Origin of the sequence: Methylobacterium sp. ME121, from assembly GCF_000974725.1 — a bacterium.
GTDB classification, from domain to species: domain Bacteria; phylum Pseudomonadota; class Alphaproteobacteria; order Rhizobiales; family Beijerinckiaceae; genus Methylobacterium; species Methylobacterium radiotolerans.
Genome location: NZ_BBUX01000005.1, coordinates 44,445 through 59,802, shown reverse-complemented (window position 1 = coordinate 59,802; position 15,358 = coordinate 44,445). Strand labels below are relative to the sequence as shown.

General features: G+C 69.8%; 13 protein-coding genes and 1 pseudogene. 8 read left to right on the top strand and 6 right to left on the bottom strand.

What is annotated here, in order from left to right; all coding sequences use genetic code 11:
* Window positions 1–33: 33 nt before the first annotated feature.
* The gene (locus ME121_RS06140; protein ID WP_024827256.1) at window positions 34–1,227 is read left to right on the top strand and encodes an alpha-hydroxy acid oxidase; all 1,194 of its coding nucleotides are present in this window, start codon (window positions 34–36) and stop codon (window positions 1,225–1,227) included.
* A gap of 633 nt (window positions 1,228–1,860) precedes the next feature.
* On the opposite strand, the gene ME121_RS06135 is transcribed toward ME121_RS06140, so the two are convergent.
* Window positions 1,861–2,355 carry a DUF2059 domain-containing protein gene (locus ME121_RS06135; RefSeq protein WP_059408509.1) on the bottom strand — a complete coding sequence of 165 codons (495 nt, stop codon included), beginning with the start codon at window positions 2,353–2,355 and terminating at the stop codon, window positions 1,861–1,863.
* 143 nt (window positions 2,356–2,498) lie between these two features.
* Window positions 2,499–2,714, bottom strand: coding sequence for a hypothetical protein (locus tag ME121_RS06130; RefSeq protein WP_164891429.1), 216 nt, complete (start codon window positions 2,712–2,714; stop codon window positions 2,499–2,501).
* Window positions 2,715–3,126: 412 nt separating this feature from the next.
* On the opposite strand from ME121_RS06130, the gene ME121_RS06125 reads away from it, so the two are divergent.
* Entirely contained in the window at window positions 3,127–3,420 is a 294-nt protein-coding gene (locus ME121_RS06125) for a hypothetical protein (RefSeq protein WP_012329739.1), read from the top strand.
* A 307-nt stretch (window positions 3,421–3,727) separates the two neighbouring features.
* Window positions 3,728–3,961, top strand: a complete 234-nt coding sequence (locus tag ME121_RS06120) for a hypothetical protein (RefSeq protein ID WP_179239935.1) — start codon at window positions 3,728–3,730, stop codon at window positions 3,959–3,961.
* A 325-nt stretch (window positions 3,962–4,286) separates the two neighbouring features.
* Here the strand turns inward: ME121_RS06120 and ME121_RS33325 are convergent, their stop codons facing one another.
* From ME121_RS33325 to ME121_RS06110, 3 genes are all read right to left on the bottom strand, one after another.
* Complete coding sequence (locus ME121_RS33325) at window positions 4,287–5,279, bottom strand: phytanoyl-CoA dioxygenase family protein (RefSeq protein ID WP_089231036.1); 993 nt, start codon at window positions 5,277–5,279, stop codon at window positions 4,287–4,289.
* 348 nt (window positions 5,280–5,627) lie between these two features.
* On the bottom strand, window positions 5,628–6,065 hold the full coding sequence (locus ME121_RS06115) for a cupin domain-containing protein (protein ID WP_059408507.1): 438 nt from the start codon (window positions 6,063–6,065) through the stop codon (window positions 5,628–5,630).
* A 438-nt stretch (window positions 6,066–6,503) separates the two neighbouring features.
* A complete protein-coding gene (locus ME121_RS06110) occupies window positions 6,504–7,166 on the bottom strand; it encodes a ribonuclease H family protein (protein ID WP_024827260.1) in 663 nt (220 codons plus the stop codon).
* 459 nt (window positions 7,167–7,625) lie between these two features.
* Here ME121_RS06110 and ME121_RS33320 point away from each other — a divergent pair.
* Window positions 7,626–8,619: pseudogene (locus ME121_RS33320) on the top strand (MFS transporter); the annotation flags it as partial.
* A 78-nt stretch (window positions 8,620–8,697) separates the two neighbouring features.
* On the opposite strand, the gene ME121_RS06105 reads toward ME121_RS33320, so the two are convergent.
* The gene (locus tag ME121_RS06105) at window positions 8,698–9,108 is read right to left on the bottom strand and encodes a group III truncated hemoglobin (protein ID WP_059408558.1); all 411 of its coding nucleotides are present in this window, start codon (window positions 9,106–9,108) and stop codon (window positions 8,698–8,700) included.
* A gap of 327 nt (window positions 9,109–9,435) precedes the next feature.
* Here ME121_RS06105 and ME121_RS06100 point away from each other — a divergent pair, with 327 nt between their 5' ends.
* From ME121_RS06100 to ME121_RS06085, 4 genes are all read left to right on the top strand, one after another.
* Window positions 9,436–10,521, top strand: a complete 1,086-nt coding sequence (locus ME121_RS06100; RefSeq protein WP_024827263.1) for an efflux RND transporter periplasmic adaptor subunit — start codon at window positions 9,436–9,438, stop codon at window positions 10,519–10,521.
* Window positions 10,518–13,631, top strand: a complete 3,114-nt coding sequence (locus ME121_RS06095) for an efflux RND transporter permease subunit (protein ID WP_029359010.1) — start codon at window positions 10,518–10,520, stop codon at window positions 13,629–13,631. The genes ME121_RS06100 and ME121_RS06095 overlap by 4 nt, the downstream gene beginning before the upstream one ends.
* 247 nt (window positions 13,632–13,878) lie before the next feature.
* Entirely contained in the window at window positions 13,879–14,421 is a 543-nt protein-coding gene (locus tag ME121_RS06090) for a TetR/AcrR family transcriptional regulator (RefSeq protein WP_053621274.1), read from the top strand.
* A gap of 347 nt (window positions 14,422–14,768) precedes the next feature.
* Complete coding sequence (locus ME121_RS06085) at window positions 14,769–15,263, top strand: PaaI family thioesterase (protein ID WP_245337763.1); 495 nt, start codon at window positions 14,769–14,771, stop codon at window positions 15,261–15,263.
* Window positions 15,264–15,358: the final 95 nt, after the last annotated feature.

Genomic DNA, 15,358 nt, shown 5'->3' with positions numbered 1-15,358 from the left:
GTCCCGTCATCCAGTCGCGAGGCCGAACCTCCCATGGCACCCATCATCACGACGGTCGAGGACCTGCGGCGGGTCGCGAAGCGGCGCGTGCCGCGGATGTTCTACGATTACTGCGATTCCGGTTCGTGGACGGAGTCGACCTACCGCGCGAACGAGGCCGATTTCGCCGGCATCAAGCTCCGCCAGCGCGTCGCGGTCGACATGACCGACCGCTCCCTCGCCACGACGATGGCCGGCCAGGCCGTCGCGATGCCCGTCGCCCTGGCGCCGACGGGCCTCACGGGCATGCAGCACGCCGACGGCGAGATCCTGGCCGCGCGGGCGGCGGAGGCGGCGGGGGTGCCGTTCACGCTGTCGACGATGAGCATCTGCAGCATCGAGGATGTCGCGGAGACCGTGAGCAAGCCGTTCTGGTTTCAGCTGTACGTCATGCGCGACCGCAGCTTCAACGACCGCCTCATCGACCGCGCGAAGGCGGCGGGCTGCTCGGCCCTGGTCCTGACGCTGGACCTCCAGATCCTCGGGCAGCGCCACAAGGACATCCGAAACGGCCTGTCGGCCCCGCCGAGGCTGACGCCGGGCACCGCCCTCGATCTCCTGACCAAGCCGCGCTGGTGCTGGTCCATGCTGCGCACGCAGCGCCGGACCTTCCGCAACATCGTGGGGCACGTGGACGGCGTGCGCGATACCCGCTCGATCTCGGCCTGGACGGCGGACCAGTTCGACCCGCGCCTGGACTGGGACGACGTGCGGCGGATCCGCGACCGGTGGCACGGCCCTCTGATCCTGAAGGGCATCCTGGACGTGGAGGATGCCGAGAAGGCGGCCGCGACCGGGGCCGATGCGCTCATCGTCTCGAACCATGGCGGGCGGCAGCTCGACGGCGCCCCCTCGTCCATCGCCGCGCTTCCCGGAATCGCGGACGCGGTCGGCCCGCGCATCGAGGTCCTGATGGACGGTGGGATCCGCTCGGGCCAGGACGTCCTGAAAGCCGTCGCCCTGGGTGCGAAGGGCGTGTTCATCGGCCGCGCCTTCCTCTACGGGCTCGGCGCCTACGGTCAGGCGGGCGTCGCCCGCTCCCTGGAGATCATCCGTACGGAACTCGACACGACGATGGCCCTGTGCGGCCATCGCGACATCCGCGCGGTCGACCGGTCGATCCTCTGGACACCCTCCGCGCAGACGACCCGGGACGACGCGCCGGCCGCGCGGCGCATCGCGTCCTGACGGCGCGACCGCCGTTCCGATGCGCGGCCTCGCTGCGTCGAGGGCCCCGATCGGGGTCCATCGTGGATCTCGCTTCCCCCGGCCCGCGCACCGCCGAGAAGCCTCGGCGCGGGACCGATACGAACGGGGCGGTCGCGCCGGGCCGGATCCACAACGACAACGGCGCAGCAACCCGTAGGGTCACTGCGCCGCTGGATCGGGCCGCCGAGGGGGGAAAGACGGCCTGGTGAATTTGGTATGCCAGAAACACCGTTCGCGAAGTGCGCCCGAGCACATCCAAAAGGATGTGGCGCGGCAGCGACAGAGGTCGGCCATCACCTGTGGACAGCGCGAAGCGCCCTCGATCCGTCAAGGTTCAGGCGCGAGCGTGCTGACATCTTTCCCGATCCGGCCTCGCCATGTTCGCCAGCCCTCACGCCTTCGTCCTGCATCACCGCGAGCCCCTCGCCGTGCTCGTCTCCTCGGCCCTGTTCCTCGCGGGCGCGCTGCCGCTGTTCTGGGCCATCGGCTGACCCTTCGAGACTCGCCGAACGGCCCGAGCGCCCCGCGTGGCGTCTGGCACGGTGTCTGGCATGGCAGCGCGGTCGAAGCCGGTCGACAATCTGCTTCGACCGCGTCGCGGCTCGCACCTGTTCAATGCGGCTTCGCCGGTTTGCCCGGCGGCCAGCCGTGGGCCTGGATGGCCGTCGTCGGCTTGCCCCGCATCGCCGGCATCACGGACTGCATCCATTGCTGCATGCCCGCGCGCTGAATCCGAGCAAGTGGCGGCTGGACTGCCGCGAAGCGTTTCCCGGCGGGCGGCACGTGGAAGGCCGCGATGGCCTGCAACTCGTCCTTGTTCAGTACGGTGGCGAAACCGCGCGCCTGGATGACGAGCAGCTCGTCGTAGTGCGCCGTCGGCGTCGGCATGACGACCTCCTGCACCAGCACCTGGGCCTTGTCGGGCACCTCGATCCCGATCTGCTGCATCATGCCGATCACCGGGGCCGCCATCGAGCCGATCGTCGCGGTTCGGTCGCCCCGCATCTGCGCGACTGTCTCCCGGGCAACCTTCAGCAGGGTCGGATCCGGCGCCGCCGCGGGCGCAGGCTTCGGAGCTGGTTGTGCCCGTGCCGCGCCGAGCGGCATGGAGGCCAGGCACAAACCGACGACGAGTGCTGAGACCGCGCATGGCGGCCTTGTTCACGAGCGCGGCGCGCTTCCGAAGGCCGTGCGTCTGGTCCGGGTTGCTCCACAGCCCTGAACAGAATCGCCCGGCGCCCCGGCAGCCCTCAGACCTGTCCAGGCTGGCAACCGTAGGGTGGCACGGCGCGGGGGAAGCGCTCCTTGATGCGCTGGCAGCCCCACGCACGGAGCGGCTCCGGCAGGCGGCGGTTCACCTCGATGCCGACCTCGTCGTAGGGCGAGGCGCCGGCCGTGACGTAGCTGTACCAGCGCCAGCCGATCGTACCGGCGCCCGCCAAGGCGATGCCGGCGGCGACGAACACGGCCAACGCGGCTCGCGATTGCGGGTGTCGCGCTTCGCTTCCCATCCCGGATGTCCCTCTCGACGTTGACTGAACGGCGCGCCCCGGGCCGACAGGGACCGTTGCGGCTGCGCCCGACCGCGCTGTAGCTGGCGCGCCCCCGTCGGTCTGTCGATCGGTCGATCGCCGCGGCGCCCGGCCCCGACACGGAGAAGCGCCCCGGACGCGGGAGCTGCCGGCGGCGCCGAGAAGCGCCGCTGATCCGGATCAGCGGCGGCGGTGCTGGCGCCCGCCGCTCCGGAAGGCGCTCGGGGAGTTGTCGGGCGCCGGCCCGCATCGAGTAGGGTGTGCGCTGAACGCGGCGTGCCGATCAGCACCGAGAACCGGCGGTTACGGGCTCACGGTGGCCTCAACGAGGAGATGGGAGGACACCATGCGTCAATCGTTTCTGCGAACCGGCGGTGCGGCTGCCCTGGTCGCTCTGGCACTCTGTGCCACCCCGCCGGCCGCTCAGGCGCGCGGCCTCGGCGTCGGCGGGGCCGTGGCGCTGGGCATCCTCGGCGGCGTCGTGGCCGGCAGCGCCATCGCGTCGGCCAGCAACGGGCCCTACCCGGGTCGCCCCGTCTACGCCGCGCCCGACCCCTATGGCGCCTGCCACGTCGAGCGACGCGCGTACATCGACCCGTACGGGTACGAGCACGTCCGGCAGGTCGAGGTCTGCGAGTAGGCCGGCCGCGCCCCGGAGGTCGCCGAACGCTCACGCGCCGTCCGGGCGTGCCCCTTTGACGGGCTGCGGCGTGCTGCCGAGCTCGGACGCGGACGTGTAGAAGCCGCAGCCCGGTCGGTAGTCCGGGGGGCCTATCGCTCGTGCATGGCGGCCGCCGTCAGCGGCCGACTACCAGCGCGTCCTTTCCGGTCGACAGGAAAGGTACGTTCCGTGACGCTCGATCACATCGCTCTGACCGGCCTCAACGGGCCCGCCGATCGGGCGATGTGCGAGACCTATTTCGGCCTTCTCCGTCATGCGCGGGACGGTGCTCGCCGTCCTGCACGACGATCACGACATGGTCCTGATTCTCAATGACTTTACCCGGAAACGCGGCGCGTTCGCCTATCCCGAGGACTCCGACGTGCACCACATCGGCTGCATCCAGGACAGCCGGGAGCAGGTCGACGCGCTGAACGCCCGCCTCAGAGTCGATGGCTGGGCCGATGGCTGGGCGGTGCCCGAGCCGAGCGTCTCAGGGGGCCTGGACGTTCTACGATAGGGGGCGGGGCGGCTACGTCATCGAGGTTGCTACGCGGACCGGACTCCGGCGTGCAGAGCCCGCCGTCGCCTGGCACAGCATCGCGGCTCGAACGCTACGGCGCCACCCCGATGACCGCTTCTGCCGCGTTGCGCGGCGGCAGCGGTCGGAGGAAACACGACTCGGAGCGGCCATTCGGCGCCCGGCCCATCCCGGTCACGCAGGCGGCCATCGAGGATTCTTGGATCACGGTCCTTCCTCGCACATCCGGCAAATCACGAGCGGGACCGCAGTTCTTCGAAGCTCCGCGCGATAGCTACGGACGCCTTGCTGCCTGCGCGACAATCTACACATTCAGATACGGTCGTCTTTTCGTGACCAGTTTGTCGATACCTGTCAGCCTCTCGCGCCACAGAGCCGCGTCCCTCTGCTTCGCGGACAGATCCGAAACCAGAGCTTCCATTTTATCGGATGAGAAGGGTGGGTTTGGGCAGAAATAAGGGGTCAGGGGCTTGTTGGCGTAATAATTAAAGAAGAGCGCCCTTCGATTCCTCCCTGTCGCGGGCTTGCCCCTGTGAAAATATCTGAAGGTATCGCAAAGTACTACGGTCCCTTTCGGTCCGGTAAATGATGTGACATCGAAATCAATTTTGCCTTCTTTCTGGAGATTTACAAGTTTTTGATGCCTGAACCCGCGAAATGTCCGCGACATAGGGGCAAGATGCTGCAGATGAAGGATTTCCAGTGGCCCGCCACTGTCATCGACGTCATTGAGATAGACAGCAACTTTCACCATGGGATTGTCCTCACTATCCCTGTGCCAAGTTCTCGCACCTCTCTCCGACCCGTCGGCTACAGTAAAGAATATATCAACGCCCCCGTAGGCAGCGGGAAGCCTCAGATACTGCTCGACAATTTCCAGAACCCCGATGTCGAGCCCGGCTCGAAAGACGATCTTGAACTGATCCAAGAGAGAAGGATACAGGTCGAGCAATTTTATGGTGTCGATGTTCCGACCGGTCCTGAGGTAATGCTCCTCCATGCAATCGTAAATCTCATTCGCGGCAGCCTGAAACTTCACGCTTCCGAACGACTCGAAAATCCCGGCATCCGCCACGCAGAAGCCGTCCTCCACAAGAGCCTGCCCAAGCAATCTCACGTCGTCTCGCAATTCCGAGAGGTTGGAAGCGTGGGCTCGCACGAGGCTAGCCCTGCCCTCTTCTCTTCTCGTCTTAATAAGTCTAATGGAATAGATTTGGTGAATCGCCTTAGATGGCCACTGCAGGATCCTGTGAACGACTTTCTGGATGAAGACCGCGATCGCGCGAACGATTTTCATAGAGCACCGGTTCCTGAAAGGATGGACAGCTGTCTATAAGTCTTCTTCGAGGACGTCCTGCCGATGCAAACATCTACAATCCGAGGCACCGGAGCGCTCCGATCCAACAAGGTGGTCGCTATGGCGTAAGCAGTTTCAGATCCGAGACATTTCATTAATTATCGACACTCATGCCGCGGTCAATATCTGGCTGCCGCCAGATCTAGCAAAGACATATCGATCGGCGTCCGATCGAAGGTCCGTCTCCGGAGCCGTGAGAGGGCGCCAAGGCCGCGTCCCCGTCCCAGCACGCCTGCCGGAGGCGGGCCGGCGGTGCGGGTCGAACGAACAGCCGGACGCCGGCCGCCGTTACGCGGCGATCCCGTCAATCCCGATCGACGCCGTGCGCGTGGCCGCGTCGGGGCTGAGTCGATCGCTCACCCGGATCAGGTCCCGGAGGTGTGTGTTCGCCAGGATCGTGGAAGCGAGGACCGCTCCGACCGTGAGGACACCGGACAGCCGGGACGGACCCAGCACGGCCTCGAAACGCTCGCGCGGCAGGTCGAGGACCAGGGCGCCGCCCGTCTCCGTCTGGATGACGCTCGGGCGCGCATCGAGGACCACGAAGGCGCCCGTCCGGCTCACCGCCTCCCGGTCGCCTTGCTGGACAGTGTCTCGGCCGGAGAGCTTCATGACCGCGTAGACGCGGCCGTGCGGGCCCTTGCGCCGGACCGCGTCGGCCGTCGCCTCGGTTCGCACCGCCGTGTGGGAGAAGTGCGAGATCGGCAGTTGGCCGATGCGCGACACATCCCCAGACGACCCTGGAACGGAGCGTCGGGGAAGGTCCGCAACTCGGCCGGCACCGGCCGCTCGCAGACCATCTCCCGCCATCGACGGAACGCGTTCCGAAGATGAAGACTGTCTATCGAGAAGAGCGGTTGCATCCGCGGCCCGCGCGCGCAACTCGCCGTTCGATGGGCGAGATGGGAACGCGGCCGTCTATTGTATATAATTTTGCGGCTCAAGATTCGCGGGCCGGAAGCGGGCGCGGAGACGGTGCCCGCTTCCACGAACGGCCGCCCGAGACGGGCAGGCAACGATCAAATTGGGGCAGGCCTTCGGGGAGACCACGTCGCCCCCCGTGGCTGTCCCGTGAGCTGGCCGGCTGCTGTTCGAGCGGCGGGCGCAGGCAGCGCAGTTCGGATCGAAGCGGCGACTGGGCGTCGCCCCGTCCGGCCCCGACCGCTACGTCCGGCCCGATCGCAGGCGTGCGACCTCGCTCGGACCGATCTCGAGGTAGAAGCGGATCGCATCGTCGACCAGGGCGTCGGGGGTGACGCCCGCCGCCTTCGCGGCCCGAGCGACCTGGAGACCGAGCGCGAGATCGACGCGCAGGTCGGCGCCACGGCTCGCCGGGGCCGGTGCGGCGGTCGGGGCCGTTACGGGGGCGGCACTGGTCCGCGACTCGAGCTTGCCGAGCTTCGCTTCGCGGCGGCCCCGGTGGACGAGCGCGTCGGCGCGCTCGTTGAGACGGTCGCCGGCATGTCCCCGGACCCAGGTCCACTTCACGTCGCGCGCCGCGTTCAATTCGTCGAGGCGCTTCATGAGATCGACGTTCTTCACGTCACCCGTGGTCGAGCGCCAGCCCCTCGCCTTCCAGCCGCGCATCCACTCGGTCACGGATTTGACGACGTACTGGCTGTCGCACCGCATCTCGATCGCGGCCCCGGCGGGAAAATGCTCGAGGCCCTTGATCGCGGCGGTCAGCTCCATCCGGTTGTTGGTCGTGGTGCCGGGCTCTCCACCGCACAGCTCCACTGTGCCGTCCGGGGCCGCGATGACGACGCCCCACCCCCCCGGCCCGGGGTTCGGGTCGCATCCGCCATCGGCATAAACGATCGTTCGCATCGTGGCGTCAGCCCTCTCGTACGCAGTGATCGGTGGGTGGCCGCCATCGATGCCCGAAATTGGCTGACAGATGGTAGCCCCAACCCGGGCCCGTGCCGCTGGCGGGCGGCGCGCCGGGCTGCCCGTCTATCACCGATCCCGCGCCGCGGCAGGGCCGGTCGAGCGCTTACCGGCGGGATCGAGACTGTCGCGGGCCTGCTCCTCCGAGCGGAGCGGCCGCCCCGCGGCATTCAGGTCGGGACCTGATCAGTCCGGCAGGGCGCGGCGTTGCTCGCGACCCGTTGCCGGCGTCCGCCCCGCAGGCGACGGCGCAATCCACCGGCGGGCCGCATCGGCCGCCGGGCGACAGGATTGTCTGAGGACCGTCCCGACGATCGGGCGCGGTGCCGGCGACGGCGCTCTCGTGTGAAAGACGCGGCACGGGCGGAGTCAGATCTGCGCCGGAATGGCTGAGGACGGATCGCCGACTCTGGCCGCGCCTGGCGTCGGCTCGCCGCGGCGACGGCGCTCGGCACGGTCGGGTGCGTCGGCATGTGGTCGGTCGTCGTCGTGCTGTCCGCGGTGCAGGCCGAGTTCGGGGTTGATCGGGCGGCCGCACTGCCCTCTACCCTCACGATGCTCGGCTTCGCGGTCGGCGGCCTCTCGACGACCCCGTGGCAGTTCGCCCTCGCGCACGGCGTGCTCGTCGGGGCACTCGGCCGCTCGGTCGCCTGCGGGCCGCTGATGGCCGACGTGTCGCGCTGGTTCTGGCGCCGGCGGTGGAGCGCGGAGTCGACGCGTTCGGCCGGCGCGCGACGCGGGCCGGCATCGGCCTGTTCTGCCGCGTCGCCATGCTGCCGCTCGCGCTGCTCTTGCGCGGCCGGCCCGCCGGCCGTGACGACGCTGTCGCCCGCGGCGATGCAGGCCCTCTTGGTCGTGGCCGGTCTCGCGTGCTGCGTGGCGATGGCGATGCCGCAGGTCCACATCGTGGCGCGCTGCAGCGGTCTCGGGTACGGCATCGCCCGTGGCGCGCCGATGCTGTCGCTGATGCTCGGCTTCGGCATCGTCAGCCGGGTCGGGCTTCGTCGCCGACCGGATCGGCGGCCTCGCGACGCTGCTGGCCGGTGCGCTGCTGCAGGCGGCGGCACTCGCGCTCTATCCCGCGTTCGACGGCCTGACCTCGCTCTACGTGATCTCGGCCCTGTTCGGTCTGTTCCAGGGCGGCATCGTGCCGGCCTACGCGATCATCGTGCGCGAGGACCTCCCGGCCGAGGAGGCCGGGGCGCGGATCGGTGCGGTACTGATGGCGACGCTCGCCGCCATGGCGCTGGGCGGCTGGCTCACGGGGGTGATCTTCGACGCCACCGGCTCCTACCGTGCGGCGTTCGTCAACGGGTCGGCCTGGAACGCCGTCAACGTGGCGATCGTGCTGTGGCTGATCCGCTGCCGTCGCGCGCGCACGAGGCTGGCCGCGCATCGAGAGCTCCGGAATCCCGGGCCGCCTGCCAGTCCAGGGCTCCCTGCGCGTCCTACGCCTGAGCCGTTCCGAGGGTCACGGCGCGGCCGATCCTGCATCGCGCACGGGCGACACGTCCGGCCGGAAGAACAGGCCGGCCTTCAGACTGTCGCCGATGCGGTGGGCGCGCGCGATCAGGAGGGCGGCAGGTTCGGACGCGAAGTGGGCGGAGGCTGTGTCCTCGAACAGGCCGAGCCATCGCGCGAAGTGCTCGGGCCGGAGACGGCCCAGCGCGAGATGCTTCCCGAACGGATTGCCCTTGTACCGGCCCGACTTGAAGAGGACCGACGACCAGAACGCCTGGACGGTCTCCATGTGCCGGGGCCAGTCCGCTTCGGCGATCGCGGCCGCGAAGACGGGCCCGATCAGCGCGTCGCCGCGCACGCGGCCGTAAAAGGCGTCGAGAAAGCGGGTGAGGCTGGCTTCGTCGAGCGCGACATCGGGCATGATCATGAGATGCCGGCGGGGGCCGATCTCTTCAAGGGTGCAGGACGCCCGCCGGGCCGGCGGCCGGAGGGGAGAGCTCGGGCCTCGCCTTCGGACGGTGCTGGCCCTGGACCACGACCGAGGATGTCTCGAGCGCCCGGCATAGGCATCTGGCTGCCGCACGCATCCGGCCGAGAGCGGCGCGTCCGCCCGGTCACGTGAGGCGCTCGGCCGTCACCGAAGCGAGCCAGCGGGTCGAACGCCTCCGGAGCCATTGACCGCCCCGCGCCGCCATAATAAATGATGAATATAATTTTTAGGCGACCGGCTGGCGACGGGGTTATGGCGATGGATGGGCGATGGGTGATCGGGTTCGCCGGCTTGGCGCTCGCGGCATGCTCGCCCGCCGAGACCGCCGTCACGCCGGAGCCGCCGCTGGTCCAGACCGTCGCGGTCGCGCCCGCCACGGCGGCCGCCGCGCGCTACACCGGCGTGATCCGGGCCCGGACCGAGAGCAATCTCGGCTTCCGGGTCGGGGGCAAGATCTTCGAGCGCCTCGTCGACCCGGGCGACCACGTGCGCCTCGGGCAGCCCCTGATGCGGCTCGACCGGACCGACTTCACCCTGGCGCTCAACGCGGCCCGCGCCTCGGTCGAGGCGGCCCGCGCGCAGATGATCAAGGCGAGGGCCGACGAGGAGCGCAGCCGCAAGCTCGTCGGCGACGGTTGGACCTCGAAGCAGACCTACGACCAGAACAGGGCCGCGGCGGACGCCGCCATCGCCCAGTTCGCCAACGCCGAGGCGCAGGCGAGCCAGATCGCCAACCAGGCGGGCTATTCCGAACTCCAGGCCGATGCCGACGGCGTCGTGATGGAGGTGCCGAGCGAGCCGGGCCAAGTCGTCGCCGCGGGGCAGACGGTGGTGAAGCTCGCCCGCGACGGCGCCCGCGAGGCGGAGGTGTTCGTGCCGGAGGGGAGCCGGCAGCGCGCGAGAGGCACGGCGTCGGCGACCCTCTACGCCGAGGGGGAGAGCACCTATCCAGCCAAGCTCCGGGAACTGTCGGCCACGGCCGACCCGGCGACCCGCACCTACCGCGCCCGCTACATCCTCTCGGGCGGCGGCGAGACCGCGCCCCTCGGGGCGACCGTGACGCTCCAGCTGACCCCTGCCCAGGCACAGGCGAGGACTTGGGTGTCCGTGCCGCTCGGGGCCCTGTTCGACCAGGGCGGCGGCTCCGCCGTCTGGCGCTACGACGCCGAGACCCAGACCGTCGCGGCGCAGCCCGTCACCGTCGCGCGCCTGTCGGAGGAGAGCGCCGAGATCGCCTCCGGTCTGAACCCCGGCGACCGGATCGTCGCGCTCGGCGCCCATCTGCTCAAGGCCGGGCAGAAGGTCCGGCCGGCGAGCGCGAGCATGGCGGAGGCTGGCCGATGAACGCCTCCGGCTTCAACCTCTCGGCCCTGGCGGTGCGCGAGCGCGCCGTCACGCTGTTCCTCCTGCTCGCGGTCACGGCGGCCGGGATCTTCGCCTTCCAGAAGCTCGGGCGCGCCGAGGACCCGACCTTCACGGTCAAGACCATGGCGGTCTCGGCCGCCTGGCCCGGCGCGACCACCGACGAGATGCAGCGGCAGGTCGCCGACCCGCTAGAGAAGCGTCTCCAGGAACTCGTCTACTACGACCGGGTCGAGACGACCGTTCGCCCCGGCCTGATGCTGATGAAGGTCTTCTTCAGGGACTCGATGCCACCGGCCAAGCTCCAGTCGGAGTTCTACCAGGCGCGCAAGAAGCTCTCCGATCAGGCCTCCAGCCTGCCGCGCGGCGTGCTCGGGCCGCTGTTCAACGACGAGTTCTCGGACGTCTACTTCGCCCTCTACGCGCTCCAGGCCGAGGGACTGCCGCACCGGCATCTCGTGCTGCGCGCCGAGGACCTGCGCCAGCGCCTGCTGCGCGTGCCCGGCGTCGAGAAGATCAACATCCTCGGCGAGCAGGCGCAGAAGATCTTCGTCGAGGTCTCCTACCAGCGCCTCGCGACCCTGGGCATCACCGGCCAGCAGCTCCTGGCGGCGCTCGCCAACCAGAACGACGTGACGCCGGCCGGCTTCGTCGAGGCCGACGGCCCGCGCGTGTACCTGCGGCTCGACGGCGCCATCGACGGCCTCGACGCGCTCCGCAATCTCCCGGTGGCGGCCGGCGACCGCAGCCTCAAGCTCGGCGACATCGCCGTGGTGAGGCGCGGCTACGAGGACCCGAAGGTCTTCGCGATCCGCAACGACGGCGCGCCGGCCCTGGTGCTGGGCCTCGTGATGAAGCCGGGCTTCAACGGCCTCAGCCTGGGCCAGGCGCTCAATGCCGAGGAGGTCGCGATCCATCACGAACTCCCGACCGGCATCACCTTCACGAAGATCACCGACCAGGCGAAGGTGATCGACGACGCCGTCCACGAGTTCATGGTGAAGTTCTTCACCGCGCTCTCGGTGGTGATCTTCGTCAGCCTCGTGGCCCTAGGCTTCCGGGTCGGCGTCGTGGTGGCGCTGGCCGTGCCGCTGACCCTCTCGGCGGTGTTCGTGGTCATGATGGTCACCGGCCGCGACTTCGACCGCATCACGCTCGGTGCCCTGATCATCTCGCTCGGCCTCCTCGTCGACGACGCGATCATCGCCATCGAGATGATGGTGGTGCGCATGGAGGAAGGCGCCGACCGGGTCTCGGCGGCGACTCATGCCTGGAGCGCCACCGCCGCGCCCATGCTGACCGGCACGCTCGTCACCGTCGCGGGCTTCCTGCCGGTGGGCTTCGCCGCCTCCACGGCGGGCGAGTACGCCGGCAACATCTTCTGGGTCGTGGCCTTCTCGCTGATCGTCTCGTGGATCGTGGCCGTGACCTTCACGCCCTATCTCGGCGTCAAGCTCCTGCCGGACATCAGACAGGTGGAAGGCGGGCACGCGGCGATCTACGCCACGCGGAACTATCAGCGCCTGCGCCGGGTCGTGCGGCTCTCGGTCGATCACAAGTGGCTGGCGGCCGGCATCACCGTGGCGCTGTTCGCCGCGGCCGCGGCCGGCATGGGCAAGGTCGAGAAGCAGTTCTTCCCGAACTCGGAGCGCTCCGAGCTCATCGTCGAGGTGACCCTCCCGACCGGCTCCGCCTTCGCCACCACCGAGGCGAGCGTGCGGAAGGTCGAGGCGGCCGTGCGCGCGATCCCCGAGGCGGGCGAGATCACGAGCTATATCGGCCAGGGCATGCCGCGCTTCGTGCTCTCCTTCGATCCGGAGCTGCCGGACCCCGCCTTCGCGCAGGTCGTCGTCCAGACCGCCGACGCCCACGCCCGCGACGTGCTGCGCGGCAAGGTGCGCCAGCTCGTCGACGCGGGCGGCTTCCCCGAGGCGCGGGTGCGGGTGCTGCAGATCGTGTTCGGGCCGCCGGTGCGCTTCCCCGTCGCCTTCCGGGTGGTCGGACCCGACCTCGACGTCATCCGCCGCGTTGCCGCGCAGGTGCGCGACGTCATGATGGCCAATCCCAACATGCGCCTCGTCCACCTCGACTGGGGCGACAGGACGCCGAGTCTGCACCTCGCCCTCGACCAGGAGCGCCTGCGCCTGATCGGCCTGACGCCGAAGGAGGCCGGCCAGCAGCTGCAGAGCTACCTCAACGGGACGCCGGCGACCCAGGTCCGCGAGAACCTGCGCTCCGTCGACGTCGTCCTCCGCAGCCCCGGTCCCGAGCGCCGCTCGCTGGGCGACATCGGCGACCTGACGCTGACCACGAGGGACGGGCGGCAGGTGCCCCTCTCGCAGGTTGCGCACTTGGAGAGCCGCAACGAGGACGCGGTGCTCAAGCGCTACAACCGCGAGACCTATATCCGCGTGCAGGGCGACGTGATCGACGGCAAGCAGCCGCCGGACATTCACGCGCAGATCGTCCCCGAACTCGCCGCCGTGAAGGCGAAGCTGCCGCCCGGCTACCGGATCGACACGGCCGGCTCGGTGGAGGAGAGCGAGAAGGCGATGACGGCGCTGGTGACGGTCTTCCCGCTGATGCTGATCGTGACCCTGACGGTCATCATGCTGCAGGTCCGCTCGTTCACCACCATGGTCATGGTGTTCGCGACCGCGCCGCTCGGCCTCGTCGGTGCCGTCCCGACGCTGCTCGTCTTCCACCAGCCCTTCGGCTTCAACGCGATCCTCGGCCTGATCGCGCTGTCGGGCATCCTGATGCGCAACACGCTGATCCTGGTGGATCAGATCCACCACGACCGCGCGGCGGGGCTGTCGGATTACGAGGCCATCGTCGAATCGACGGTGCGGCGGGCCCGACCGGTGATCCTGACGGCCGCCGCCGCGATGCTGGCCTTCATCCCGCTCACGCACTCGGTGTTCTGGGGGGCGCTGGCCTACGTGCTGATCGGCGGCGTCGGGGTCGGGACCCTGCTGACGCTGCTGTTCCTGCCGGCGCTCTACGCCCTCTGGTTCCGGGTGGCGCGGGACGCGCGCGCGACGCCGAGCGCATCCGGCCCCGCATCGGTGCCCGTGCCGGCCGAGCCCTGACCCGGCCTCACCCCACCGATGCCCCGCCATCCGGGGCATCCCGCGATCGCGCGTTCGGGTCTCGGGCGCGCGGTGCATCGACCGGCCCGCGCTTCGCCCCCTCGCGCAGGCCGGTCGACAGCCTGACCGGCGGCCGCGGCGCGACCGCGACGCCGCCATCCGCCGGACCTCGAGCATGCGCGGGCCGCCGTCCCTTCAATAAATGATATCGCGCATCTATGTGAGAGGGGGAGCGGAGGACGGTACGATGCCGAGGGTCTCACAGGAGCAAGCCAAGCTGAACCGCCAGCGCGTGGTCGAGGTCGCATCGGCCCTGTTCCGGGAGCGCGGCCTGCACGGTATCGGCGTCGTCGACATCATGGCGGCCGCCGGCCTGACCCATGGCGGCTTCTACGGTCAGTTCGCCAGCAAGGAGGCCCTCGCCGCGGAGGCGTTCGACGCCGCGATCAGCGCCGAGTACCGGGCGAACCTCGACGCCTTTATCGAGAACTATCTCTCCCTGGCGCACGTCCGGACGCCGGGGAGAGGCTGCCCCGTCGCGGCGCTGGTGAACGACGTCGGGCGCGAGCCGCCCGGGAGCGCCCTGCGATCGCGGTTCACCCAGGGGGTCAAGGGGCTCGCCGGCCTCATCGCGGACAGGCTGCCCAGAGCGTCCAGGGAGCGCCGCAGGCAGCGCGCCCTGATCGCGCTGTCGACCATGGTGGGGGCGGTGGTGCTGGCACGGGGTGTCGACGACGAGGCCCTGGCCGGCGAACTGCTCGAGGCGGCGCGCTCCACGATCCCGGGCTGAGCCGGTTCGAGGCGGCGCCTCGCTCGGGCCGCGTCATGGCCGGGACGGAGCCTGGGACGGGATCGGGTCGCCGGGGGCCAATCGGGCCGCATCGTCGCCGCAGCCGATACCCCCGTGGGGAGGACCGCATTCGGTCGGGGCCCGCTGGGCCGCGCCCCGTGTTTTTAGATTGTGATCTGCATTTATATAGATTACGCTCGACATCGACGTCCAGGCCTCTGGACCGACATCGCCCGATCGGGTCGTCCGCGAGGCCGCGGGTCCGTCGCTCGCCCCCTCTCCGAGAAGGCTCACCGATGACCGGCGACGCGGCTTCGAGATCGCCCGAGCCTTCGCGGCGGAGGATCGTGGAATGGGCGGATCCCCGCTCCATCGCCGCGGCGGGACAAGCCCTCGCGGGGATCGACTTCCTGCGCGCGCTCATGGCGGGGAAGATCCCGCCGCCGCCCGCGATCCAGCTGCTGGGCATCGAGCTCGTGTCGGTCGATCCCGGCACGGCCCGGATGTGCATGCCGGCCGCGGAGTACCTCTTCAACCCGCTGGGCTCCGTCCACGGCGGCTCCCTCGCCACGCTGCTCGACAGCGTCATGGGCTGTGCCGTGCACGCGACCCTGCCGCTGGGACGCGGCTACACGACGCTGGAGTTCAAACTGAATTTCCTGCGCGCCGCCACCGAACGGTCCGGGCTGCTGACTGCGGTCGGGCAGGTCGTTCACGCCGGTCGGCAGCAGGCCGTGGCCGAGGGCCGCCTCAGCGACGCGTCCGACCGCCTCGTCGCGACCGCGAGCACGACCTGCCTCCTGTTCGATCTGCCCGGGGCGAGGACGCCGCCCGCCGGCTGACCGCGCCCGCCGTCGACGCCCGCGTGACTGCACCGCGCCGAAGGTCGGTCCCGCGCCCCGTCGACATCGCGGGCGCTCGGCCGCGATCCCCGAGA